The organism is Streptomyces coeruleorubidus, from assembly GCF_028885415.1.
Taxonomy (GTDB): Bacteria; Actinomycetota; Actinomycetes; order Streptomycetales; family Streptomycetaceae; genus Streptomyces; species Streptomyces coeruleorubidus_A.
The window spans coordinates 7433024-7456370 of record NZ_CP118527.1 but is presented as its reverse complement, the minus strand read 5'-3'; the positions used below and the strand labels follow the sequence as shown (position 1 = coordinate 7456370).

Annotated in this window: 21 protein-coding genes and 1 pseudogene; 9 read left to right on the top strand and 13 right to left on the bottom strand. The window is 72.6% G+C overall.

Translation table 11 applies throughout. The features are described from left to right. The first annotated feature begins 315 nt into the window (after window positions 1-315). From PV963_RS34585 to PV963_RS34560, 6 genes are all read left to right on the top strand, one after another. Window positions 316-1782, top strand: a complete 1467-nt coding sequence (locus PV963_RS34585) for a Y4yA family PLP-dependent enzyme (RefSeq protein WP_274820395.1) — start codon at window positions 316-318, stop codon at window positions 1780-1782. Next, entirely contained in the window at window positions 1779-3098 is a 1320-nt protein-coding gene (locus tag PV963_RS34580) for a pyridoxal-phosphate dependent enzyme (protein ID WP_274820394.1), read from the top strand. The genes PV963_RS34585 and PV963_RS34580 overlap by 4 nt, the downstream gene beginning before the upstream one ends. A 5-nt stretch (window positions 3099-3103) precedes the next feature. Next, window positions 3104-4300, top strand: a complete 1197-nt coding sequence (locus PV963_RS34575; protein WP_274820393.1) for an aminotransferase class V-fold PLP-dependent enzyme — start codon at window positions 3104-3106, stop codon at window positions 4298-4300. Between the two features lie 90 nt (window positions 4301-4390). Next, window positions 4391-5155, top strand: coding sequence for a class I SAM-dependent methyltransferase (locus tag PV963_RS34570; RefSeq protein WP_274820392.1), 765 nt, complete (start codon window positions 4391-4393; stop codon window positions 5153-5155). A gap of 150 nt (window positions 5156-5305) precedes the next feature. After that, window positions 5306-5605 (top strand): hypothetical protein, encoded by a 300-nt coding sequence (locus tag PV963_RS34565; protein ID WP_274820391.1) that lies wholly within the window; start codon window positions 5306-5308, stop codon window positions 5603-5605. 63 nt (window positions 5606-5668) lie between these two features. Beyond that, window positions 5669-5980 carry an ArsR/SmtB family transcription factor gene (locus tag PV963_RS34560; RefSeq protein ID WP_274820390.1) on the top strand — a complete coding sequence of 104 codons (312 nt, stop codon included), beginning with the start codon at window positions 5669-5671 and terminating at the stop codon, window positions 5978-5980. Between the two features lie 26 nt (window positions 5981-6006). Here PV963_RS34560 and PV963_RS34555 read toward each other — a convergent pair whose 3' ends face one another. From PV963_RS34555 to PV963_RS34535, 5 genes and pseudogenes are all read right to left on the bottom strand, one after another. Beyond that, window positions 6007-6879: an LLM class flavin-dependent oxidoreductase gene (locus PV963_RS34555; RefSeq protein WP_274820389.1), complete on the bottom strand. Its 873-nt coding sequence runs from the start codon at window positions 6877-6879 to the stop codon at window positions 6007-6009. Between the two features lie 170 nt (window positions 6880-7049). Next, complete coding sequence (locus PV963_RS34550) at window positions 7050-7484, bottom strand: DUF6299 family protein (protein ID WP_274820388.1); 435 nt, start codon at window positions 7482-7484, stop codon at window positions 7050-7052. Window positions 7485-7588: 104 nt separating this feature from the next. Then, entirely contained in the window at window positions 7589-7987 is a 399-nt protein-coding gene (locus PV963_RS34545; RefSeq protein WP_274820387.1) for a RidA family protein, read from the bottom strand. Beyond that, window positions 7984-9054, bottom strand: a complete 1071-nt coding sequence (locus tag PV963_RS34540; protein ID WP_425541044.1) for an acyl-CoA dehydrogenase family protein — start codon at window positions 9052-9054, stop codon at window positions 7984-7986. The genes PV963_RS34545 and PV963_RS34540 overlap by 4 nt, the downstream gene beginning before the upstream one ends. Window positions 9055-9465: 411 nt before the next feature. Further along, window positions 9466-9885: pseudogene (locus tag PV963_RS34535) on the bottom strand (acyl-CoA dehydrogenase family protein); the annotation flags it as partial. 128 nt (window positions 9886-10013) lie between these two features. On the opposite strand from PV963_RS34535, the gene PV963_RS34530 reads away from it, so the two are divergent. Both PV963_RS34530 and PV963_RS34525 read left to right on the top strand, forming a co-directional pair. Next, the gene (locus PV963_RS34530) at window positions 10014-11636 is read left to right on the top strand and encodes an AMP-binding protein (protein WP_274820386.1); all 1623 of its coding nucleotides are present in this window, start codon (window positions 10014-10016) and stop codon (window positions 11634-11636) included. A gap of 15 nt (window positions 11637-11651) precedes the next feature. Beyond that, window positions 11652-12479, top strand: a complete 828-nt coding sequence (locus PV963_RS34525) for a PaaX family transcriptional regulator (protein ID WP_274820385.1) — start codon at window positions 11652-11654, stop codon at window positions 12477-12479. Here PV963_RS34525 and PV963_RS34520 read toward each other — a convergent pair. Further along, a complete protein-coding gene (locus PV963_RS34520) occupies window positions 12463-14820 on the bottom strand; it encodes a bifunctional salicylyl-CoA 5-hydroxylase/oxidoreductase (protein ID WP_274820384.1) in 2358 nt (785 codons plus the stop codon). The genes PV963_RS34525 and PV963_RS34520 overlap by 17 nt on opposite strands. After that, window positions 14805-15632 carry an enoyl-CoA hydratase family protein gene (locus tag PV963_RS34515; protein WP_274820383.1) on the bottom strand — a complete coding sequence of 276 codons (828 nt, stop codon included), beginning with the start codon at window positions 15630-15632 and terminating at the stop codon, window positions 14805-14807. The genes PV963_RS34520 and PV963_RS34515 overlap by 16 nt, the downstream gene beginning before the upstream one ends. 309 nt (window positions 15633-15941) lie before the next feature. Here PV963_RS34515 and PV963_RS34510 point away from each other — a divergent pair, with 309 nt between their 5' ends. Next, window positions 15942-16409 (top strand): ATP-binding protein, encoded by a 468-nt coding sequence (locus tag PV963_RS34510; protein ID WP_274820382.1) that lies wholly within the window; start codon window positions 15942-15944, stop codon window positions 16407-16409. 15 nt (window positions 16410-16424) lie between these two features. On the opposite strand, the gene argF is transcribed toward PV963_RS34510, so the two are convergent. The 6 genes from argF to PV963_RS34480 all read right to left on the bottom strand — a co-directional run bounded on the left by argF (window position 16425) and on the right by PV963_RS34480 (window position 23275). Beyond that, a complete protein-coding gene (gene argF, locus PV963_RS34505) occupies window positions 16425-17432 on the bottom strand; it encodes an ornithine carbamoyltransferase (RefSeq protein ID WP_274820381.1) in 1008 nt (335 codons plus the stop codon). Window positions 17433-17523: 91 nt separating this feature from the next. Next, on the bottom strand, window positions 17524-18747 hold the full coding sequence (locus PV963_RS34500) for an arginine deiminase (protein ID WP_274820380.1): 1224 nt from the start codon (window positions 18745-18747) through the stop codon (window positions 17524-17526). Window positions 18748-18856: 109 nt separating this feature from the next. Continuing rightward, on the bottom strand, window positions 18857-20548 hold the full coding sequence (locus PV963_RS34495) for an HEXXH motif domain-containing protein (RefSeq protein WP_274820379.1): 1692 nt from the start codon (window positions 20546-20548) through the stop codon (window positions 18857-18859). 93 nt (window positions 20549-20641) lie between these two features. After that, on the bottom strand, window positions 20642-20878 hold the full coding sequence (locus PV963_RS34490) for a hypothetical protein (protein WP_274820378.1): 237 nt from the start codon (window positions 20876-20878) through the stop codon (window positions 20642-20644). A gap of 97 nt (window positions 20879-20975) precedes the next feature. Continuing rightward, window positions 20976-22103, bottom strand: coding sequence for an effector-associated domain 2-containing protein (locus PV963_RS34485; protein ID WP_274820377.1), 1128 nt, complete (start codon window positions 22101-22103; stop codon window positions 20976-20978). Then, the gene (locus PV963_RS34480) at window positions 22100-23275 is read right to left on the bottom strand and encodes a hypothetical protein (protein WP_274820376.1); all 1176 of its coding nucleotides are present in this window, start codon (window positions 23273-23275) and stop codon (window positions 22100-22102) included. Before PV963_RS34480 ends, PV963_RS34485 begins: the two co-directional genes overlap by 4 nt. Window positions 23276-23347: the final 72 nt, after the last annotated feature.

The window sequence follows — 23347 nt, the reverse complement described above, 5'->3', positions numbered from 1 at the left end:
CCCTGCCCCCCGTTGCCGGGGGCGGCGGTCCGCACCCCACTCTGCGTCGTGGCTGAGGGCCGCCGCCTCGGCCGAACGGCCACGACACCCCGGCCCGACCTGCGAAGGCTCGGCCGAACGACGGATGCCGCGACCCCGCGCCGGTCGCGCGCCGCGCAGCCGGACCGTGATCCGCTTCACACCGGCGCGAGGACAGGCCTGGGTCTTACAGGGCGTAAAGCGACCGAAGAATGGATATGGGCTATACGGCGAAACGCGGGGAGTGTCCGAGGTGCCCGGATGCCGGGTGCAGCGGCTTCAAGGGAGGGAGCGCGCATGGGTGGCCGGCCCTTGTATCTCGAACCGCGGCTGGAACCACGGCTCAGGTCGCTCCTGGCGGCGACCGGGACGCTGCGCTCGCTCACCGACGCGCTCGGCTCACCGCTGCACGTCGTGGTGCCGGACCAGATCGCCGAGAACCTGGAGCGGTTCCGGTCCGTGTACCGCAGGCACCACCTGTCCGGCCAGGTCTACTACGCCCACAAGGCGAACCGGTCCAGCGCGCTGCTGCGCCGGCTCGCCGCCACGGACGCGGGCGTGGACGTCGCGTCGCTGGGCGAGTTGCAGCACGCGCTGGGGGCGGGTTTCACCGCCGATCGGATCACGGCGACGGGTCCGAAGAACCCCGAGTTCCTGTGGCTCGCGGCCCTCACGGGCGTCACGGTCAGCGTCGACGGAGCAGGTGAGCTGGACCAGCTCGCCGCACTGGTGCGCAAGCACGCGCTGGCCCCGGTGCGGGTGCTGCTGCGGCTGTCGGGGTTCGAGACGTCGGGGGTGAAGGTGCTGAGCCGGCGCAGCCGGTTCGGCACGCCCGTACGGGAGTTGGATCCCCTGCTGGAGGCGGTCGAGCGGCACGGCGACGCCGTCGAGCTGACGGGGGTGGCCTATCACCTGGACACCACGAGCGTCGCGGAGAAGGCGACCGCCCTCGAAGGGGCCTTGGCGGCCCTGGAGGCGTGCCGGAGCCGGGGGCTGCGGCCCCGGGCCGTGGACGTCGGGGGCGGGTTCGGCGTCAGTTACCTCGCCGAGCGGGAGCAGTGGGAGGCGTACACGACCGCGCTCACGGCCGCCGTCCTGGGCCGCCGTCCGCCGCTGACCTGGGGCGGGCACGGCTACGGGCTGCGGGGCGAGTCCGGCACCCTGCGCGGCGTGCTCGGCCTCTACCCCGCCCACCGGTCCGTCGCCGGTGCGGCCTATCTGGACGAGCTGCTGGCCCAGCCCGCCGCCTCCCTGGGCGGCCGTCCGCTGGCCGCGCTGCTGCTGGAGCACCTGTACGACCTGCACAGCGAGCCCGGGCGGGCGCTGCTGGACCAGTGCGGGCTGACGCTGGCGAAGGTGCTGGAGGTCCGTTCCCAGGAGGCGGGCGGCGCACTGCTGGTACGGCTGGCCGCGAAGGCGGACGACATCGCCCTGGAGGACCACGGAGTGCTGGTGGACCCGGTCGTCATCCCCGGAAGCGGAGCCGGGCCGGGCGAAGGGCCCGTCGCCGTCCACCTCTTCGGCGGCCTGTGCCTGGAGACCGATCTGATCACCCGGCGTACGGTCTTCCTGCCGCGCCGTCCCGTCCCCGGCGACCTGCTGGCCTTCGCCAACACCGCCGGTTACGCCATGGACTTCCACGCCACCCGCGCCCAGCACCAGCCCGTCGCCCGCAAGGTCGCCGCCTGGCAGGACGGCGACGCCTGGCGCTGGTGCCTCGACGACCAGTTCTGGCCGATCACGCCCTCAGGGGGAGCTCAGTGAGGTACGACAGCATCACCGATGCGATAGGCAACACCCCGCTGGTACGGATCGACCCGGCTGTGCACGGCCTGCGCAACATCGACCTGTTCGCGAAGCTGGAGATGCTCAACCCCTTCGGCTCGGTGAAGGACCGGGCGGCCTGGAACATGGCGCGCCCGCTGCTGGCCGAGGCGGTCGAACACGGCAGCCAGGTCGTGGAGTTGTCCAGCGGCAACACGGCGAAGGCACTGGCGGTCGTCGCGGGCATGCACGGCCTGGGCTTCAAGAGCGTCACCAACCGGATGCGGGTGCCGGAGATCAAGGACCTCCTGCTGCTGCTCGGCGCGCAGATCGAGGAGCTGCCGGGGCAGAGCGAGTGTCTGGACCCGACCGCGACGGACGACCCGCTGACCCTCTTCCACCGCACACTGTCCGCCTCCGGCAGCACCTATCTCCACACGGACCAGTACTACAACCCGCGCAACACCGAGGCGCACCTCACCGGCACCGGCCCGGAGATCGTCAAGGACCTGGACGGCCGGGTGCCGGACTGGTTCGTCGCCTGTGTGGGCACGGCCGGTTCCTCCACGGGCGTGGCCCGCGCGCTGCGGGAGGAGGATCCCTCGGTGCGGGTGGTCGGGCTGGTCGCGGCCAAGTCCGACTTCATCCCCGGGATCCGCACCATCGACGAGGTGCAGGAGGTCGGCCTGTTCGACCCGGAGACGTACGACACGATGGAGTCGGTGAGCGCCGACGAGGCGATCGAGGGGATGCTGACCCTGAACCGCCGCTGCGGCATCCTGGGCGGGCCCACCGGCGGCGCCGCCTACCACGGAGCAGTCCGTCATCTGCGCGCCGTCGACGAGGAGTTGACCGAGCGCCGGACAGCGGTGTTCATCGTCTGCGACCGCGTGGAGAGCTATCTGAGCTACGTCCGGCAGCGGCGGCCGGACCTGCTGGGCCGGCCGCCCCGGAAGAACTCGCCGGCCGACCTGACCGACGCCGAGGTCGGCGGGGCGCCGTCGGTCACGGTCGCCGAGGCCCGGCGGTGGATCGACTCCGAGGGGCCGCTCGTGGTCGATCTGCGCAGCCCCTACGCGTACGCGGCGCTGCACATCGACGGGTCGGTCAACATCGTCGACGAGCTGTTCGCCGAACTCCTCCAGGGCGGAGTGCCGTTCAGCCGGAGCCGGCCGGTGCTGCTGGCGTGCCCGGTGGGCGAGCAGTCCGCCCGGTACGCGGCGCTGCTGACCCGGATGGGCCATCCCGACGTACGCAGTCTGGCCGGCGGCATCATCGCCTGGCGGGACGCGGGCGCGCCCCTGGTGCGGGACTGACCGCCATGACCGCACCCACGATCCGCGACGATCTGCGCCAGTGGCAGCAGGCGCTGCGCGCCCAGTTCCCCATCGTCACCGGGCACCCGGAGCTGGCGTACCTGGACAGCGCGGCGACGACCCAGAAACCGCAGGCCGTCCTGGACGCCGCGCAGACGTACCTCACCACCAGCAACGCCAACGCGGCGCGCGGCACCTACACCTGGGCCAACCGGACCACGGAGCTGGTCGAGCGCACCCGCGAGCGCGTCGCCCGGTTCCTCGGGGACGACCGACCCGAGCGCTCCGCGGTCCACTTCACCAGCGGCACGACCGAGGGGCTGCACACGATCGCCCGCGACTGGCTGCCGGGGTTCCTGCGCGACGGCGACGAGATCGTCGTACCGGACGCCGACCACCAGGCCAACATCGCGCCCTGGCGGGAGGCCCAGCGGCTGCTGGCCCGCGAGGGCGTGCACGTCCGGGTGCTGCCGATGCCGTACCAGAGCGGTTCCGGCGACTACGACCACCGCGCGCTCGCCGAACGGGCCGGGCCGCGCACCCGGTTCGTCGCCGCCACCCATGTGCACCACGTCTACGGCGGCGACATGAACGTGCAGCGCATCCGCCGGGCGGTCGGCCCGGACGCGGTCATCTGTCTGGACGCGGCGCAGAGCGTCGGGCATCTGCCGGTGTCCGTGGCCGAGTTGGACGTCGACTTCGTCGTCTTCTCCGGGCACAAGGCGCTGGCGCTGCCCGGCACGGGGGCGGTGTGGGCCCGGCAGGCACGCGGCCCGGCGTTCACGCCGGGCGGGTGGAGCGGCACTCCGAACACCGTGGGCATCGCCTCGCTCGAAGCGGCCCTGGACTGGCTGGACGCCGCCGGCATGGAGCGCGTCGAGCGCTGGACGGTCGCCCTGGCGGCCCGGCTCACCGAGGGGCTGCGCCATCTGGACGCCTACGAGATCCTCGGCTGCCCGCTGAGCCTGGCCGCCGACTCGGCCGTGCAGCGGCGCCAGGGCATCGTCACCCTGCGGCACCGTGCCATCGACTCGGGCGACCTGGGCTTCATCCTGTTCAGCCACGGTTTCATGGTCCGCTCGGACAACCACTGCCAGGGCGACGCGGGCGAGAAGACCGGTTCGGTTCGGGTGAGTCTGCATGTGTACAACACCGTTGAGGAGATCGACCGGCTGCTGTCCGTCCTCGCCTCACTCCAGTGACTCCGCCAACTGGGCATAATGGGAACCGTTTCCACCTGTAGGCTCGGGCCGGAAAGAATCAGGTGCGAGACGGCAAGGTGGCGCGACCGGATGGGGCTGAGTCTGGCAACGGCACAGCGATGGGTGGAGCGCTGGGAACTCCAGCAGCAGCGGTACGCGGTCGACCGCGAGGAGCGGTTCACGGTGATCGCCGACGTGGTCGAGCACGTCACGGCCGGGCACGCCTCCCGGCCCCTGGTCGTCGACCTGGGCTGCGGTCCCGGCTCCCTGGCGGCCCGGCTGGTGCGGCGGCTGCCGGACGCGGAGATCGTGGCCGTGGACCGCGATCCCCTGCTGCTGGAGCTCGGCCGCACCCACCACCCGGACGCGGCCCGCTACGTCGACGCCGAGGTCGGCGCACCCGGCTGGACCTGGGCCCTGGACCTGGACCGGCCCCTGGACGCGGCCGTCTCCACGACGGCCCTGCACTACCTCGACCGCGACACCCTGCTGCGCACCTACCGGCAGCTCGCCGCACTGCTGCGGCCCGGCGGTGTCCTCGTCAACGGCGACCATCTCCCCCAGGACGACACGGGCCCGGCCGGGATCGCCACCCATGTCGGGCGGTGCCGGGCCGACCGGCAGCGGGTGTTCGCGCACGAGGACTGGGGTTCCTGGTGGGACGCCGTCGCCGATGACCCCGAGTTGACGGATCTGCTCGCCGAGCGCCGTCGCCGCGAGGCACCTCAGGACACCGGCCGCCCTGCCGAACTCCCCCTCTCCGCCCATCTGGAGCTGTTGCGGCAGGCGGGCTTCGCCACGGCGGGCCCGGTCTGGCAGTACGGCGACAGCTGCGTGGTCGTCGCGGTGCGCTGACCCGGGCGCCACCCCTGCGCCGCCCCCGGCCGGCGGGCGGCGCCAGGCGTCCGGACAATGCATGCAGGAATCGCTATATATTAATGTCGCCATGACAGCCCCGGCCGAAGCGCCGCGGGCAGCACGAGTCACACGCGAGGAGCCACCCCCATGACCACCGCCCAGCACATCACCCACGAGGACCACGCCCACGCCCACGGCGACGACTGCGGCCACGTCGCCTTCACACACGGCGACCACACGGACTACGCCCACGACGGCCACATCCACCGGATGCACGGGGACCATGTCGACGAATGCGCGAACGGCGGCCACGCGACACACCAGGATCACGACCACCAGCACGGTGACGACTGCGGCCATCTGGCCGTGCGGCACGGCGACCACACCGACTACGTGCACGACGGCCACCGTCACGCCGCCCACGAGGGACACTGGGACGACCACTGACGGTCCCGCCCCGGTGATCGCCGAGGCGGATTGGAAATCGTTGTCATATGCTAATGTGTGCATATGACAACGACGCCCTCTCCCCCGACGGACGATCCGGACCAGACCCTGCAGTCGGCCAGCGAGCTGCTGCGCGCGCTGGCCTCGCCCGTACGGCTGGGCATCGTGCGGGAGCTGTCCGCCGGCGGGAAGTACGTCCATGAGCTGGTGACGGCCCTGGGGGTGAGCCAGCCGCTGGTCTCCCAGCATCTGCGGGTACTGCGGACCTCCCGGATCGTCACCGCCCGGCGTCAGGCCCGCGAGACGCGGTACACCCTCACCGACGACCACGTGGCGCACATCGTGCTGGACGCCATCCGGCACGCGCAGGAGTAGCGCACACGGCGCCCCTCTTCGCGGGGTCAGGGGACGAGGGGGCGGACGTCCTCGGCCACGAAGCGGACGAAGCCCTCGGGGTCCGGCTCATCGCCGGTGGGTTCGAGGACGACGGTGTCGGCACCGGCGGCGACCAGGCGTTGCACGGCCTCGGCCACCGCATTGGCGTCGCCGGCGACTCCCAGGTCGGGGATCTTGTCCGTGCCGGAGGTGGTGCGCTCGGCCTGCAGGCGGGCGGCGGCGTCCGGCCCGGTGGCGGTGAGCAGATAGACGACCACGCGATGGGAGCCGGTGCGGCCGGCCGCCGCGCGGCCCTCGTCGATGAGCCGACGGGCCTTTCGCACGCCGTCCGGCGGGGTGACCTCACTGAGCAGCGTGCCGTCGGCCACCTCGCCGGACAGGCGCAGCGAGCGGGGGCCGGTGACGCCGGCGAGCACCTCGGGAGCGGTGGGCGGGGGCCAGTCGAGGCCGACGTCGTCCAGTTTCACGTACCGACCGTCCGTGGTGACGCGCTCGCCGCGCAGCAGCGCCCGGAGCGCGTCGAGGTACTCACGCAACAGCGTGACCGGCGACTCGGCCCGCGCACCGACCTGCCCCATCCAGTCCTGCACGCCGTGCCCGACGGTCAGCGTGAAGCGCCCCGGGAAGAGCCGGTCCAGGGTGGCGGTCTCCATCGCGGTGAGGGCGACGTTCCGCAAGGGGACGGGCAACAGTCCGATGCCGACCCGCAGCCGTTCGGTCCAGGCGAGCGCGGCGGACGCGGTGGCGATCCCGCCCTCCAGGAAGCAGTCCTCCCAGAACCACAGCTCCTCCAGCCCCGCCGCCTCGGCGGTACGGGCTATGTCACGCAGCTTCTCGGGGGGCAGCTGAGGCCGGAAGACAGCACCAAGGGTAGTCATGGCCGCTTACCTACCCCTGGTGCTCCGGGATGAACAACTGCTTTATGCTGCTTGGCTCTTGACGCCGAGAGACGCCTTGCCGACGGAAGCGCACGCGCCGGTCCGGATCGGACCGAACCGGTGGCGCCCCCGCGAACCCGGGCCGCTCACCGGTCCGTTCACCGTTGTACTCAGCCCTGGGTCAGGGTGACCGCCTGTCCCTGTACCGCGTGGAAGCGGGGCAGCGGCAGGCCGCTGAAGGTGCGCAGTTCCACCAGGGTGGCCTCGACGCGGGCCGCGCCGGGCACGAGGGCGCCGGGCCTGGGGCGGCCCGTGTTCACCCAGCGGTGCTCCGCGCCGTCGCACACGGCCCGGGTGCCGCCGATGCCGTAGCGGCTGATGGATGCGCCCTGGCTCACGGAGGAGCTGACGAAGACGGGGCCGCTGGAGCTCTGGCAGCGGTAGGTGCCGGAGAGGGTGACGGTGCCGTCGGCGGCGATCCGGCCCACCGTGTCGACCGTCACGGCCTCGTGGGAGGCGGGTGCCGCGGTGGCGGTCGCCGCGGTGGCACCGGTGAGCAGGAGCAGCGCGGCACCGGCCGCGCCGAGAAGGGGACGCAGACGCATGGAGAAACCTCCCGAAAGGAGTGGAATGACGGCTTCCACTCGTATCGGGCCTCGGGTCCGGCGCCCGTGATCCTCACCCCATCGGTGGCGAGTCCGACGTGTCCCTACGGCAGCACGGCGAAGCCGTCCAGTTCCACCAACGCCTCCTCGTCCCATAGCCGGACGACCTCGACGACCGCCATGGCCGGGTAGTCGCGGCCCGCCAGTCTCCGCCAGAGGCGGCCCAGTTCGGGGGCGTGGGCGCGGTAGGCGGCGACGTCCGTGGCGTAGACGGTGACGCGGGCCAGGTCGGAGGGCGTGCCGCCGGCCGCCGTGAGGGCGCTCAGCAGGTTGCCGAGGGCCTTCTCGAACTGTTCCGGCAGGGTCGCGCCGGCCACCTTGCCGTCGCCGTCGAGGGCGGTCTGTCCCGCCAGGAACACCACCCGGGACCCGGAGGCCACGACGGCGTGCGAGAAGCCCGTCGGCGGGGCGAGGCCGGGCGGATTGACGCGTTCGGTGGTCACCGGGCCTCCTGGTGGGCTGCGTACAACTCCTTGGCGATGATGCCGCGTTGGACCTCGCTGGCCCCCTCGTAGATGCGTGGGGCGCGCACCTCCCGGTAGAGGTGTTCGAGCAGGTGACCGCGTTGCAGCGCGCGGGCGCCGTGCAGCTGGACGGCCGTGTCGACGACGTACTGCGCGGTCTCGGTGGCGAGCAGTTTCGCCATGGCGGCGCGCTGGGGCACGTCCGGGGCACCCTCGTCGTACGCCGTCGCCGCCGCGTAGACCATCAGCCTGGCCGCCTCCGTGCGCAGGGCCATCTCGGCGACCTGGTGGGAGACGGCCTGAAGGTCGCTCAGCTTGCCGCCGAAGGCGTCCCGCCCGGCGGTGTGCGCGAGGGTCGCGTCGAGCGCCGCCCGGGCCATACCGACGGCGAAGGCGCCGACGCTGGGGCGGAACAGGTTGAGCGTCCCCATGGCGACGCGGAACCCCCGGTCGACCTCACCGAGCACGTCGTCGGCCGTCACCGGCACGGCGTCGAAGTCGAGCGCGCCGATGGGATGCGGGGAGAGCATGTCGAGCCCGCCGCCGGTCAGCCCCGGCCGGTCCGCCGGCACGAGAAAGGCCGTGACCCCGCGTGCCCCTGCCCCCGGGGTGGTCCGGGCGAAGACGGTGTAGAAGTCGGCCTCGGGGGCGTTGGAGATCCAGCACTTCTCACCGGTGAGGCGCCAGCGGGCGGGGCCGTCGGGGTCGGCGGCCAGTTCGGCGGGAGCCGGTGAGGCGTGGACCGGGTGCGGTGAGTCGTGGATCGCGCGTCCGGACCCCGACGAGCCGCCGGCAGCAGCCCCGGTTCCGCCGCCGGACGCCGCCGAGCCCGGAGAGCGACCGACATGACCCCCGGCGCCCTGGCTTCCACCGCCGGCCGCCGCCGCGCCGGCTGAGCCACCGGCACGGGCCCGAGCGCCCTGACTACCGCCGCCGGCCGCTGCCGCGCCGACTGAGCCATCGGCATGAGCCCGAGCACCCTGACTGCCACCGTCAGACGCCGGCGCGCCCGGCGAGCCGCCTTCACGGACCCCGGCGCCTTGAATGCCGCCGGACGCCGCCGCGGCGGATGAGCGGTCGGCAGGAGTCGGAGTGCTCGGGGCCCTGCCGTCGGGTGCCGCCGAGCCCGGTGAGCCGCCGCCGTCGATCCGGGAGCCCTGCGCGCCGTCGGATCCGGCAGGCCCCCGAGCGCGGCCGTCGGCTGCCGCGCCGTCACCAGCACCGGAAGCCACCGCACCGTCGGATACCGCCCCGCCCCGAGAACCGCCACCGGCCGCCGGCCCAGCACCGCCACCGGAAGCCGCCCCGCCCCGTGAGCAGCCGTCGGATACCGCCCCACCACCGCCCGAAGCCACCACACTTCCGGGAGCCACCCCACCCCGAGAACCGCCACCAACCGCCGCACCTGCCCCGCCGCCGGAGGCCACCGCGCCCCCTGAGCCGCCGTCGGATGCCACCCTCGGCGAGCCGTCCCGGTCCGCCCGCAACCCCAGCGCCGCCGCATCCGACCCCGCCCCAGGCTCACTCAACGCGAACGCCGCCACCGCGCTGCCGTCGGCCACCCGGGGGAGCCAGCACGACCGTTGGGATTCCGTGCCGTAGGCGTGGACCGGGTGGGCGCCGAGGCCCTGGAGTGCCAGGGCCGTTTCGGCTTCCGTGCAGGCGTAGGCCAGGGACTCGCGCATCAGGCACAGGTCGAGCGCGCCGGAGGTGAAGAGGCGGCCGAGCAGTCCGAGGCTGCCCAGTTCGGCGACCAGGGCGCGGTTCACCCGGCCCGGTTCGCCCTTCTCGGCCAGCGGGCGCAGCCGCTCCGCGGCGAGGGCGCGCAGCTCGGCGCACCAGGCGAGTTGTGCCGGTTCGAGCGAGAATGCGGTCATCGCCGGTCCCTTCTCCGCCGCCCCTGCCTCCCGGCCGGGCCACTCCGAGGCTATCGCGGACCGTTGACTGTCGTCACCAACACGATACGCTCCAGGAGCGAGCCCACCACGCCAAGGGGGCGAATCGTATGAATCCACGGGGTACGGCCCACGTCGACACCTTCGCCCGTGACCATCTGCCACCCCCGGACCAATGGCCCGAGCTCCGTTTCGACCTCCCGGAGCTGCGTTACCCCGAACGGCTCAACTGCGCCGCCGAACTGCTCAGCGGCCCACCCGGCGACCGCCCGGCGTTCCTCACCCCGGCCCAAGAGCCCTGGACGTACGCCGATCTGCGCGCCCGCGTCGACCGCATCGCGCACCTGCTCACCGGCGAACTCGGCGTCGTCCCCGGCAACCGCGTGCTGCTGCGCGGCCCGACCACCCCCTGGCTCGCCGCCTGCTGGCTGGCCGTGCTGAAGGCGGGGGCCGTCGCGGTCACCGTGCTCGCCCAGCAGCGCCCGCACGAGCTGAGCACGATGTGCGAGATCGCCCGGGTCCGGCACGCGCTGTGCGACATCCGGTCCGTCGACGACCTCGCCAAGGCCGAGATCCCGGACCTGCGGATCACGACCTACGGCGGTGACGCCCCGGACGACCTCCTCAACCGGCCTGCGCCCGGCACACCGTACGAGGCCGTCGACACGGCGGCCGACGACGTCGCGCTGATCGCCTTCACCTCCGGCACCACCGGCCGCCCCAAGGGCTGCATGCACTTCCACCGGGACGTCCTGGCCATCGCCGACACCTTCTCCCGGCACGTCCTGCAGCCCGACGCGGACGACGTGTTCACGGGCAGTCCCCCGCTCGGCTTCACCTTCGGGCTCGGCGGGCTCGTCGTCTTCCCGCTGCGGGCCGGGGCGAGCGCCCTGCTGCTCGAACAGGCCGGTCCGAAGCAGCTGCTGCCCGCCGTCGCCCGGCACCGGGTCTCCGTGCTGTTCACGGCGCCTACGGCCTACCGCACGATGCTCGACGAGCTCGACGGGTACGACGTCTCGTCCCTGCGCCGCTGCGTCTCGGCCGGCGAGAACCTGCCGGCGGCCACCTGGCAGGCCTGGCACGAACGCACGGGCCTGCGCGTCATCAACGGCATCGGCGCCACCGAGCTGCTGCACATCTTCATCTCAGCGGCCGACGAGCGGATCCGCCCCGGCACGACGGGCGTTCCCGTGCCGGGCTGGCACGCGCGCGTGCTGGACGAGCACGGCGAGCCGGTGCCCGACGGGGAGCCCGGACTGCTCGCGGTGCGCGGACCGGTCGGCTGCCGCTACCTCGCCGACCCCCGGCAGCGGGAGTACGTACGCGGCGGCTGGAACATCACCGGCGACACCTACGTCCGCGAGGCCGACGGCTACTTCCGCTACGTGGCCCGCGCCGACGACATGATCATCTCGGCCGGGTACAACATCGCCGGACCCGAGGTCGAGGACGCGCTGCTGCGGCACCCGGACGTGGTGGAGGCGGCGGTCGTGGGACGGCCCGACGAGGCCCGCGGGCAGATCGTGGTGGCCTTCGCCGTCCTCAAGGAGGGCGCGGAACGGGACGCCGGGGCGCTGCGCGCCTTCGTCAAGAGCGAGCTGGCGCCGTACAAGTGCCCGCGCGAGATCGTCTTCCTGGACGCGCTGCCGCGCACCGCCACCGGCAAGCTCCAGCGGTTCAGGCTGCGTACGGGAGAGCTCCCGGACGGCGGCACCGAAAGCGACCGGGAGTGACCCGTACGACCTAAGATGATCAACGTGTCCGACCAGCATGCACCACGGTCTCTCATCGTCACGCTCTACGGCGCGTACGGCCGCTTCGCGACGGGCCCCGTGCCCGTCGCCGAACTGATCCGGCTGCTCGCGGCGGTCGGTGTGGACGCCCCGTCCGTACGCTCCTCGGTGTCGCGGCTGAAGAGACGCGGGCTGCTCGTGCCCGCCCGCACCGCCCAGGGCGCGGCCGGGTACGAACTGTCCCCGGACGCCCGCCAGTTGCTCGACGACGGCGACCGGCGCATCTACGCCACGGCTCCTTTCGAGGACGAGGGCTGGGTGCTCGCGGTGTTCTCCGTGCCGGAGTCGGAGCGGCAGAAGCGGCACGTGCTGCGCTCCCGGCTGGCCGGCCTCGGTTTCGGCACGGCCGCCCCGGGCGTGTGGATCGCGCCCGCGCGGCTGTACGAGGAGACCCGGCACACCCTCCAGCGGCTGCGGCTGGACGCGTACGTCGACTTCTTCCGCGGCGACCACCTCGGCTTCACCCCGACCGTTCAGGCCGTCGCACGCTGGTGGGACCTGGCCGCCATCGCCAAGGAGCACGAGGCGTTCCTCGACCGCCACGCGCGCGTGCTGAACGACTGGGAGAGACGCGAGGACACCCCGCCCGAGGAGGCCTACCGCGACTACCTCCTCGCCCTGGACTCCTGGCGCCACCTCCCCTACACCGACCCCGGCCTGCCGTCCGAACTGCTTCCCCGCGACTGGCCGGGGACCCGTTCGTCGGCGGTGTTCCAGGGGCTGCACGAGCGGCTGCGGGACGCGGGCGCCGAGTTCGTGGGGCTGCTCAGCTCCCCAGAGTGAGGCGCGGCTTGGGCGCGTCCGTGCGGCCCGTCTGCGGGCGGCGGCTGCCCGCTCGGTAGGGGGCCGGCCAGACGGCGCCGGGGCCCGTGTAGCCCTGTTCGGCCGCCGCGTGCAGCGTCCAGTGCGGGTCGTAGAGGTGGGGGCGGGCCAGGGCGCACAGGTCCGTACGGCCCGCCAGGATCAGGGAGTTGACGTCGTCCCAGGAGGAGATCGCACCGACCGCGATCACGGGGATGCCGGTGGTGTTGCGGATCCGGTCGGCGAACGGAGTCTGGTACGACCGCCCGAACTCGGGCCGCTCGTCCGCCACGACCTGCCCCGTCGACACGTCGATCGCGTCGGCGCCGTGCGCGGCGAAGGCCCGGGCGATCTCGACGGCGTCCTCGGCCGTGGTCCCGCCCTCGGCCCAGTCGGTGGCGGAGATCCGCACGGTCATGGGCCGCTCCCCCGGCCAGACGTTCCGTATGGCGTCGAACACCTCCAGCGGGAAACGGAGCCGCTTGTCCAGTGAGCCGCCATAGGCGTCGGTACGGCGGTTGGTCAGCGGGGAGAGGAAACCGGAGAGCAGATAGCCGTGGGCGCAGTGCAGTTCGAGCAGGTCGAATCCGGCCCGGGCGGCGCGGCAGGCGGCGGCCGCGAACTGCTCCCGGATGTCGGTGAGTTGGGCGCGCGACAGCTCGCGCGGAGTCTGGCTGAACGGCTTGTACGGGAGCGCGGACGCGGCCACGAGCGGCCAGTTGCCCTCCTGAAGCGGCTCGTCCATGCCCTCCCACATCAGCTTCGTGGAGCCCTTGCGGCCGCTGTGGCCGAGTTGCACGCCGATCGCGGTGCCGGGCGCCTGGGCATGCACGAAGTTCGTGATCCGCTTCCAGGCCTCGGCCTGCCGGCCGGTGTAGAGGCCGGCGCAGCCGGGCGTGATCCTGCCCTCCTCGCTGACGCACACCATCTCCGTCATCACCAGCCCGGCCCCGCCCATCGCCCGCGCGCCCAGATGGACGAGGTGGAAGTCGCCGGGGACGCCGTCGACCGCCGAGTACATGTCCATGGGCGAGACGACGACCCGGTTGCGCAGGGTCAGGCCGCGCAGCCGCAGCGGCGTGAACATCGGGGGCGTGCCGGGCGGGCAGCCGAACTCCCGCTCCACCGCCTGTGTGAAGTGCGGGTCGCGCAGCCGCAGGTTGTCGTGGGTGACGCGGCGGCTGCGGGTGAGCAGGTTGAAGGCGAACTGGCGGGGCGGCTGGTCCAGGTACAGGGAGAGGTTCTCGAACCACTCCAGGCTGGCCCGGGCCGCGCGCTGCGTGGAGGCGACGACGGGCCGGCGCTCCGCCTCGTACGCGGTCAGGGCCTCGTCCAGGGTGTCCTGTTCCTCCAGGCAGGCGGCCAGGGCCAGGGCGTCCTCGACGGCGAGCTTGGTGCCCGAGCCGATGGAGAAGTGGGCGGTGTGGGCGGCGTCGCCGAGGAGGACGACGTTGCCGTGCGACCAGCGGTCGTTGACGACCGTGCGGAAGGTCGTCCATGCCGAGTTGTTGGACTTCAGGGGGCGGCCGCGGAGTGCTTCCGCGAAGATCTTGGCGCAGCGTTCGATCGACTCGGCCTCGCCGAGTTCCTCGAAACCGACCGCGTGCCAGACCTCCTCGCGCATCTCGATGATCACGGTGGAGGCGTCCGGCGCGTAGGGGTAGCCGTGGAGTTGCATCACGCCGTGTTCGGTTTCGGCGATCTCGAAGCGGAAGGCGTCGAAGGGGAAGTCGGCGGCGAGCCAGATGTAGCGGCAGTGGTGGGTCGTCAGCCGGGGGTGGAAGACGTCCGCGTAGGTCTCGCGGGTGGTGCTGTGGATGCCGTCCGCCGCGATGACCAGGTCGTGGGTCTGCGGGAGGTCCTTCGGGGCCTCGGTGTGGAAGCGGAGGTCGACGCCGAGTTCGCGGCAGCGGGTGTGGAGGATCTCCAGGAGGCGCTTTCTGCCGAGTGCGGCGAAACCGTGGCCGCTCGAGGTGTGCCGTACACCTCGGTGCACGATGTCGATGTCGTCCCAGCGGACGAAGTGTTTTTGCAGGGCCCCGTAGACCACCGGGTCCGCGTGTTCTATGCCGCCCAGGGTTTCGTCCGAGAGGACCACGCCGAAGCCGAAGGTGTCGTCGGGGGCGTTTCGTTCCCAGACGGTGATGGCGCGGGTGGGGTCGAGGCGTTTGAGGAGGGCGGCGGCATAGAGGCCGCCGGGGCCGCCGCCTATGATCGCCACGCGTAGGGGGTGGCTTGTGTCGTGGTTTGGGTGCGGGTTGTTCGTGGCTGATCGCGCAGTTCCCCGCGCCCCTGAAGGACGTGCACTCACCGTCCGCTCCATTTCGGGGGGCGCTTCTCCGTGAACGCCGCGTGGAACTCCGCGTAGTCCTCTCCTGTCATCAGGAGGGCCTGCGTCGACGCGTCCAGTTCCACCGATGCCGCCAGGGGCATGTCGAGTTCTGCCGTCAGGAGGGCCTTGGTCTGGGCGTAGGCCAGGGCCGGGCCGTCCGCCAGGCGTCGGGCCAGTTGTTGTGCTGTCTCGTCGGCCTGGCCCTCCTGCGTCAGTTCGCTGATCAGGCCGATGCGCTCCGCCTCGGGGGCGCGGACCGGGTCGCCCAGCATCAGGAGGCGGGTGGCGTGGCCGAGGCCCACGACCCTGGGCAGGAGGTAGGCCGCGCCCATGTCGCCGCCGGAGAGGCCGACCCGGGTGAAGAGGAAGGCGAAGCGGGCCGTGGGGTCGGCCACGCGGAAGTCGGCGGCCAGGGCGAGGACCGCTCCGGCGCCGGCCGCCACGCCCTGGACCGCCGCGATCACCGGGAAGGGGCACTCCCGGATGGCGCGGACCACCTGGCCGGTCATCCGGTTGAAGTCCAGGAGCTGGGCGGTGTCCATGCCCAGGGTGACGCCGATGATGTCGTCGACGTCGCCGCCGGAGCAGAAGCCGCGGCCCTCGCCGGCCAGCACCAGGGCCCGTACGGACCGCTCCCGGGACAGCTCCGCGAGCAGGTCGCGCAGGTCGGCGTAGGCGCCGAAGGTGAGCGCGTTGAGTTTCTCGGGGCGGGCCAGGGTGACGGTGGCGACGCCGTCGGTGAGGTCGACGCGCAGGTGCTCCCAGCTCGGGGTGCGGGCGGCGGAGCCGGTGAAGGGACTCATGACGTGCGGCCTCCTCGGGCGGGCACTGCCTCACTGAGCTCTACCCCATGAAGTTATCACTCATTCGTGACTGTCGTCATGAGTGCGCGATAGGCCGTCCGGGTAGGACTTTCACGGGGAGCCGGTGTGAACCGGGTCGGTTACATCCGTCACAGATCGTCCACACCGGCGTAACGGCGGGATCGGCTGTGCGCGGCACCGCGTTCACCTGGGTAAGCCGTGCGGCAAGGGGGCCGGCGGCCCTCCGGCAGTGCCCCTTCGGAAGCCACCGAAGAGCAGCGCCGTACCATTCATCAGGTTGAAAGCAGGATGTCCTGCTCCATGAACGGACCCGCCTTGTACGAACTCCCCTCAGCCCCCGCCTCCTGGCGCATCGCGCTGCCGCACACCGCCGCGGCGGTGCCCGTGGCCCGTGCCCTGGTCCGTACGGCGCTGGCCGAGCTGGAGCACGGGGCCGACTGCGACACCGCGGAGCTGCTCACGGCGGAGCTGGTGGCCAACGCCGTGGAGCACACCTCCGGCGAGACGCCGATCGAGCTGGTGGTGGAGCTCATGCCGTCGGGCTGCCAGGTCGAGGTGCACGACACCGACCCGAAGCCACCCGGCGATCTCACCTGCCCGTCCGGCGGGGCGCCCGACCCCTGGCAGGAGCACGGGCGCGGTCTGCTGCTGATCCGCACCCTGAGCTCCTCGTGCGGGCACCGGCCGACCGAGTCCGGCAAGGCGGTGTGGTTCAGGCTGCCCGTGGTGCCGGCTCAGCGGCGTCCGTCGGAATGACGGGTGAGGCGAGGCTCAGCCGAGCGTCGCGACCAGCACTGCCTTGATCGTGTGCAGACGGTTCTCCGCCTCGTCGAAGACGACGGAGTGCGCCGACTCGAAGACCTCGTCCGACACCTCCAGGTACTCCAGGCCGTGGGCCGCGTGGATCTCCTGGCCGACCTTGGTGCCGAGGTCGTGGAAGGCGGGCAGGCAGTGCAGGAACTTCACGTCCGGGTTGCCGGTGGCGCGCAGGACGTCCATGGTCACGGCGTACGGGGCCAGGGCGGTGATGCGCTCGTCCCAGACCTCCTTCGGCTCACCCATGGAGACCCAGACGTCGGTGGCGACGAAGTCGGCGCCACGGACGCCCTCGTCCAGGGTCTCGGTGAGGGTGATGCGGGCGCCGCTGGTCCCGGCGAGGGCGCGGGCCCGGTCGACGACCTCCTCGGCCGGCCAGTAGTCCTTCGGGGCGACGAGACGCACGTCCATGCCGAGCAGGGCGCCGGTGACCAGGTAGGAGTTGCCCATGTTGAAGCGGGCGTCGCCCAGGTAGGCGAAGGCGGTCTCCGTCAGCGGCTTGGCGCAGTGCTCGGTCATGGTCAGCACGTCGGCGAGCATCTGGGTGGGGTGCCAGTCGTCGGTGAGCCCGTTGTAGACGGGCACACCGGCGTGCGCCGCCAGCTCCTCCACATTCTGCTGGCTGTCGCCCCGGTACTCGATCCCGTCGTACATCCGGCCCAGCACCCGCGCGGTGTCCTTGACCGACTCCTTGTGGCCGATCTGCGAGCCGGACGGGTCGAGGTACGTCGTCGAGGCGCCCTGGTCGGCGGCCGCGACCTCGAAGGCGCAGCGGGTACGGGTGGAGGTCTTCTCGAAGATCAGCGCGATGTTCCGGCCCCGCAGGTACTGCGTCTCGGTCCCGGCCTTCTTGGCGGCCTTCAGCTCGGCGGCCAGCTCGACCAGACCGCGGAACTCCTCCTCGGTGAAGTCCAGCTCCTTGAGGAAGTGGCGGCCGGCGAGGGCGGTCGGGACTGTCGCCATGGGGCGCTCCAGGGATACGGCGGTACGGGGACGGACAGGACTCCTGGAATACTATACGAAAGTTGGCATGCCTATACGTAGATGCGGGTGCTCATACGGGCTCCCGTTCGACCGGGCAGCTCATGCACCGCGGCCCGCCCCTGCCCCGCCCCAGCTCACTGCCCGGGATCTCTATCACTTCGATGCCCTGTTTGCGCAGGTGGGTGTTGGTGGTGGCGTTCCGCTCGTAGGCGACCACGACACCGGGTTCGACGGCCAGGACGTTGCAGCCGTCGTCCCACTGCTCGCGTTCGGCCGCGTGCACGTCCTGGGTGGCGGTCAGCACCCGGATCTCGTTCAGGCCGAGCGCGGCGGCGATCGCGCGGTGCATGTGCTCCGGCGGATGGTCGGTGACCTTCAGCTCCTTCTCGCCGACGCCCGGTTCGATGGTGTACGAGCGGAGCATGCCGAGCCCCGCGTACTGGGTGAAGGTGTCGCCGTCGACCATCGTCATCACCGTGTCGAGGTGCATGAAGGCCCGCCGCTTGGGCATGTCGAGGGCCACGATCGTCTCCGCGGAACCGGCGGCGAACAGCTTGTGCGCGAGCATCTCGACGGCCTGGGGCGTGGTGCGCTCGCTCATGCCGATGAGCACCGCGCCGTTGCCGATGACGAGGACGTCCCCGCCCTCGATGGTGGACGGGTAGTCGGCCTGCCCCTCGGACCAGACGTGGAATGTCTCGTCGCGGAACAGCGGATGGTGCCGGTAGATCGCCTCGAAGTGCACGGTCTCGCGCTGCCGGGCGGGCCAGCGCATCGCGTTGATGGAGACCCCGTCGTAGATCCACGCGGAGGTGTCGCGGGTGAAGAGGTGGTTGGGCAGGGGGCCCAGCAGGAAGTCGTCCAGCTCCATGACGTGGAAGCGCACCGAGGTCGGCTCCGGGTGCACGTCGAGGAACTCGCGCTTGGTCATGCCACCGACCAGGAGCTCGGCCAGTTCCGCCGCGGGCAGGTGCTCGAAGGCGGCTCTGAGATGGTCGGTGGCCAGCGGGCCGTACTCCTTCTCGTCGAAGACCCGGTCCAGTACGAGGGCCCTGGCCGCCGGGACCTCAAGGGCCTCGGCCAGCAGGTCACCGAAGAGGTGGACGGTGACGCCCCGGTCGCGCAGCACGTCGGCGAACCCGTCGTGCTCGGCGCGGGCCCTGCGCACCCACAGCACGTCGTCGAAGAGCAGCGAGGTCCTGTTGCTGGGGGTGAGCCTTTTGAGCTCGAGATCGGGCCGGTGCAGGATGACGCGGCGCAGCCGCCCGGCCTCGGAATGGACGTGGTAAGCCATGCCTCCATCCTGACCATCACAGCGCCTGTTGACGCGCTGCTCGCGCGTTTCGGCGAACTCTTGTTTGTGTCCGCCTGACGACAATCAGCGTGGGCCGGGCCGCCCCCGCTCAGCCGCTGGGCAGCGGCTGGAGCAGCTCCGGCCGGGCCAGCATGCGCCGCGTCGCCCGGCCCGGGTCGAGCACGGCCCGGGCGACGATCCAGCCGGCCAGGGCGTGCGGCTCGGCGGGGTCGGAAGCCAGCTGTCCGGCGTACCGGGCGAGCGCGGCGGCCGCCTGCCCGGCGGCCAGGTACTCGTCTGCGGTGTGCGGAGCGGCGGGGCGGTCGGCGAAGGCGTGCGTGCGCACGTCGGGCCAGGAGGTGCGGTCGGGGCGGAAGCGGGGGCCGCCGTGTCCCGAGGCGGGCGGGGCGACGTTGCGCAGCCGCCACTCGGTGCGGTGCAGCGCGGCGGCCGTACGGGCCCGGGTGAGGGCGGCGTGCGGGACCGGCTCGCGCAGCCAGCCGTCGAGCGTGCGGGCGAGGCCGGATACGAGAGCGCGGCCCGGCACGGTCAGACGGCCGCTGGTCAGCAGGGTGCGCACGGCCAGGCGGCTCTGCAGGCGGCGCAGGGCGAAGAAGTAAGCGGCCCGCTCGACCGCCTCACTCCCCTCCGCACCGGCCAGCCGGTCCCGCCAGAAACCGGCGACGCCGGTGAAGGCGTACGCGCCGTGCAGCAGGCCGGTGAGGTGGCGGGGGTCGGTGCGCCAGGGAGCGTAGTAGCGCTCCGCCCGGTCGTCCTCCAGCAGCGGGAACAGGTGAAGGAGGGCGGCGAGTTTGCTGTGCTGAAGCTCGTGCACCAGGGTTTCGGCGAGGGCGAGCGCGGAGGCCGGACGGACGATGAGCATGCCGCCGAAGGAGTCACCGCTGGAGGCCGACACCTGCACGAAAGGGGGCGGGGGCGGGCTGACGGCGGTGCGCCCGAAGGGCACGATCGCCCGGATCATGGCGGGGTCGACCCGCCCGGGGCCCGGTATGCCCGGGCGGGCGAGGATCCGCGCGGCCTCGCCGAACAACCGCTGCCACTCCTGTGCCTCCTCCTCGTCGAGCCGGGCGGGGGGCAGGTGGTCGTCGAGGTCGCGGTAGGGGTCGAGGTCTTCGAGTACGACGGTGACGGGGGCCGTGCCGTCGGGGCCGGTGTGGGTGAGGGTGCGCAGCGGGAGCCAGGTGCCCCCGTCGGCGTCGGCACGCTGGGTCAGCGGACGGCAGGTCACCCGTACCGAGCCGGTCGTGCCGCCCGGCCCGGTGACCGTCAGCTCTCCCCCGGCCGTCGTGGCCCGGCCGACCGCCAGGCCCGTTCTCGCATCGGGGAGTTGGATCATCCCGAGTCCGGGCAGGTGCAACCGCCCGCTGGTGAGGGGCACGTCGAGGGCCGTCTCGGTGCCCGCGTGCAAGGAGGCCGAGAGGGCCAGCGCGCACAGGTGGCCCGCCTCCGCCCACAGCGGCGGCCCGGTCGCCGTGCCCTGCACCCGGCGCAGCATGTGGGAGATCCAGCCGCCGGTCGCCGGGGCCAGCAACAGGCGTTCGACCGGCTCGGGCGACTTCTCGGCCGCCTCCTTGAGTACCCGCCAGGCTTCGGCGACCGGGGTGAGAGGAGCGGGCAGGGCGTCGAGGTGGTCGAGGAGGGTGCGCAGGAGCAGCAACCGCCTTGCGCGCTCCGCTCGTTCGAGGAAGGCGACGGCCGCTGCCGAGCCACCTCCGGCGGCCAGCTCCGCGAAGAGCCGGTCCGGCATGCGGAGTGGGGCGAGGTGCTGCTCGCTGGTCATCGTCGCGGGCCTCCGGTCGGTTGGCGGACATGCGGGGACCCCGGTGCGCGTGCGGGTGTCGCACCGGGGCTCTGCCGTCGGGACGGTCGGCGGCTAGTCGGCTCGGGCGCCCGAGCCTCCTCCTTCACCGCTCCTCATGCTGCTGCGGGCACGCAGCACCTCGGTCAGCAGGCGCGTGGTGGGGGACAGGGTGGGGAGACCGTCCACGGCGCTCAGGGGCAGCGCCGCGAGGTCCGCCAGATCGGATTCCCAGACGTCGGTCCCCGCCATGGCGACGGCCGGTTCAGGTGCGGCGGCTCCGGCGTGGTGCAGAACGGGCGGCTGGTCCAAGGTGCTCCCCCTTCTCGCACGGTGGCACGCGATGCCCCGTGTCTTTCCATCATGGCCAATACCCCCCGGAGCGAAAACCGTACGATCACGCCACTGATCATCGCCGATCACGCCGCTGCCCCGTCGCGGCTGCCAACTCGGCCAGGGCGGCGGCGAGTTCTTCCTTCAGTTTCGGATCGTCATCGAGAGCCACCACGGCGTCGAACAGGTCCCACAGTGCCTCCGGGTCCCGCCGGGCGAGGCCGCCGAGGATGTTGACGACGTCGGTGCGTGCCCTGCTGTGGCGGCGCAGTACGGCTGCGACACGGGGGTTCAGCGCGGCGACGACCGTCTGCCGTTCGTCCGGGTCGTTCATCAGGGAGTAGGCGAGGAGGGCCTCCACCGCTCGCTGCATCGCCATCAGGGGACGCGGCGCCGCGGGCGGTCCGGCCGGGGGCAGGGTCTCGGTACGGTCGGGACCCTGGAGCCGGATCTCGGGATGCTGAAGAGTACGGCCCTCTTCCCTGAGGGACGCGATGCGCGCCCGAACGGCCGGAAACAGTTCCTCCGGATCGGGCGGCGCGGGCAGAACGGCCGCCCGGTCGGCCAGCAGACCGAGCAGGACGTCGGAGAAAAGGCCGGTGGCACGGACGGGGTCGTTGGCCGCCGCCCTGCCCCGGCCGGCGGCGCGCAGCACGGTCTGCCGGTGCAGATGGTTGGGCCGGCCCACGGGCAGGGCGTCGGCGGGCAGCGCCTCCCGGAACGCCAGATCCTCCTCGAAGGTCTCGCAGGCGTCCACGATCCACATCTGCTCGCGCAGACCGGGCACGGCGTCGCCCGCGTACCGGGCGAGCGCGGAGTCCAGGTCGATGCCCACCTTGTCGGCGACGCCCGCGTCCGCGCAGAACAGCCGCAGCCGCCCGGCCCGGTCCAGCACGCCGTGCCCGCCCCACCACACCCACAGCATGTCGCCCTGGGCCGCGGACAGTTCGCGAACCAGCACCCGGCGCAGGGTCGCCTGGTCCGCGCGCTCGAACGGGACTTGTGGGTCGTACGACGGCAAGGGGGCCAAGTGGAGCCGCAGTCGGGACTCCGGAACCCCCGCGTCCCGCAGCAGTCGCCAGAACCGTACGGCGTCGCGTGCGGGCCCGGGCAGCCGCCAGGCGTCCCCGGCCTCGTACGCCTCGATCCCGACGATCAGGGCGTGCACCCGGGCCGGGTCGACGGGCGGCGTGGGAGCGGTCACGGCAGGTGGTCCACGATGTGGCGGTACACGGTGGGGTTCGTCCAGTAGGCACTGTGCGCTGCGGGGAACGGCTGACCGCTGTCGACGGCGACATCGGTGACTCGGCCCGGGAAGAGTCCCGCGCCGAGATATCCGAGCAGATCGCGCGGGTCGTACAGGTTCAGCCAGGCGGGGACGTGCGACGGCAGGGGCGCGGGGTGTTCGAGGGACGGCAGGGAGCCCGACTCGTAGAGGAAGGGCCCCTGGGAGCCCGCCGTCACCAGGAGCCCTACCTGCGGCAGCGGGGCGGAGATCAGCGTGTCGAGGGCGATGATGCCGCCGAGACTGTGGCCGATCACGGCGACGGGCGGCTCCAGGCCGGCGACGAGGGTGCGCAGGCCCTCCCGGAAGGCCTCACCCCGGCTCAGGTAGCGCAGGATGTCACCGGCGGCGGGGTGGGCGGCCTCGGTGAGGACACGCCGGCGGCGCTCGACGGCGCGCGAGGCCACGGCTCCGGCTGTGCGCAGCAGGTAGGAGCGCAGCCCCCGCTCCGTGCCCCGGGCCGGTGCTCCGAGGGCCTCGGCGATCCGGTCGGTGACGGCGTCACGGGTCTCGCCGACCGGAACGAGCGGGGAGTCGGCGTCGAGGGCGTCGGCGATGAGGCGGGCGGCCAGGGAGCGGGCGGCGAGAACGGCGAGGTCCGCCGGGGCGAGGGCGTCGGCGGCGGGGCCGAGCAGGGGGTGGGCGGCCAGATCGGCGGCGGCGCGGGCCAGCCCGGGACCCAACTCGGCACCTGGCGCGTCCCCTTGGGCGGCGAGTGCGGTGAGCTGTGTCCGTACCCGCTGCTGCGGCGGTACGGAACCGGGCGGGCGTTCGACGGCCGGACCGGATCCGGCGGCGGCCAGGGCCAGTTCGGCGTACGGGTCGGCGTAGAGGGCGGCCCATGCCGCAGTCGTCTCGTCGCTCGGATCCGGCCCCGCCGGGCCTTCGCCGAGACCCCGCGTGGTGCCGACCCGGGGTGGCAGGCTCGCTCCGCCGGCCGCAAGCGTGGCACCGTGTGCCGCTGCCCAGTTGTAGGGGACGACGCGAAGCCCGTCGCGCTGTGCGGCCAGTCCGGCCGTCACACGCCCCACCAGCGCGGTGAAGCCCGGCTCGCGAACCCCGGTCCCATGGACGAAGACGACCGCCGTCATGCGCCCCCCGTGACCCGATTGCTCTTGTGATAGTCAACTTACCCATATTGCGGGGAAGTTGAAGCCTCGCAA

Coding starts and splice junctions, on each gene's coding strand:
- PV963_RS34585 (WP_274820395.1), top strand. CDS start 316: ATGGGTGGCCGGCCCTTGTATCTCGAACCGCGGCTGGAACCACGGCTC.
- PV963_RS34575 (WP_274820393.1), top strand. CDS start 3,104: ATGACCGCACCCACGATCCGCGACGATCTGCGCCAGTGGCAGCAGGCG.
- PV963_RS34570 (WP_274820392.1), top strand. CDS start 4,391: ATGGGGCTGAGTCTGGCAACGGCACAGCGATGGGTGGAGCGCTGGGAA.
- PV963_RS34565 (WP_274820391.1), top strand. CDS start 5,306: ATGACCACCGCCCAGCACATCACCCACGAGGACCACGCCCACGCCCAC.
- PV963_RS34560 (WP_274820390.1), top strand. CDS start 5,669: ATGACAACGACGCCCTCTCCCCCGACGGACGATCCGGACCAGACCCTG.
- PV963_RS34555 (WP_274820389.1), bottom strand. CDS start 6,879: ATGACTACCCTTGGTGCTGTCTTCCGGCCTCAGCTGCCCCCCGAGAAG.
- PV963_RS34550 (WP_274820388.1), bottom strand. CDS start 7,484: ATGCGTCTGCGTCCCCTTCTCGGCGCGGCCGGTGCCGCGCTGCTCCTG.
- PV963_RS34530 (WP_274820386.1), top strand. CDS start 10,014: ATGAATCCACGGGGTACGGCCCACGTCGACACCTTCGCCCGTGACCAT.
- PV963_RS34525 (WP_274820385.1), top strand. CDS start 11,652: ATGATCAACGTGTCCGACCAGCATGCACCACGGTCTCTCATCGTCACG.
- PV963_RS34520 (WP_274820384.1), bottom strand. CDS start 14,820: ATGGAGCGGACGGTGAGTGCACGTCCTTCAGGGGCGCGGGGAACTGCG.
- PV963_RS34515 (WP_274820383.1), bottom strand. CDS start 15,632: ATGAGTCCCTTCACCGGCTCCGCCGCCCGCACCCCGAGCTGGGAGCAC.
- PV963_RS34510 (WP_274820382.1), top strand. CDS start 15,942: ATGTCCTGCTCCATGAACGGACCCGCCTTGTACGAACTCCCCTCAGCC.
- argF (WP_274820381.1), bottom strand. CDS start 17,432: ATGGCGACAGTCCCGACCGCCCTCGCCGGCCGCCACTTCCTCAAGGAG.
- PV963_RS34500 (WP_274820380.1), bottom strand. CDS start 18,747: ATGGCTTACCACGTCCATTCCGAGGCCGGGCGGCTGCGCCGCGTCATC.
- PV963_RS34495 (WP_274820379.1), bottom strand. CDS start 20,548: ATGACCAGCGAGCAGCACCTCGCCCCACTCCGCATGCCGGACCGGCTC.
- PV963_RS34480 (WP_274820376.1), bottom strand. CDS start 23,275: ATGACGGCGGTCGTCTTCGTCCATGGGACCGGGGTTCGCGAGCCGGGC.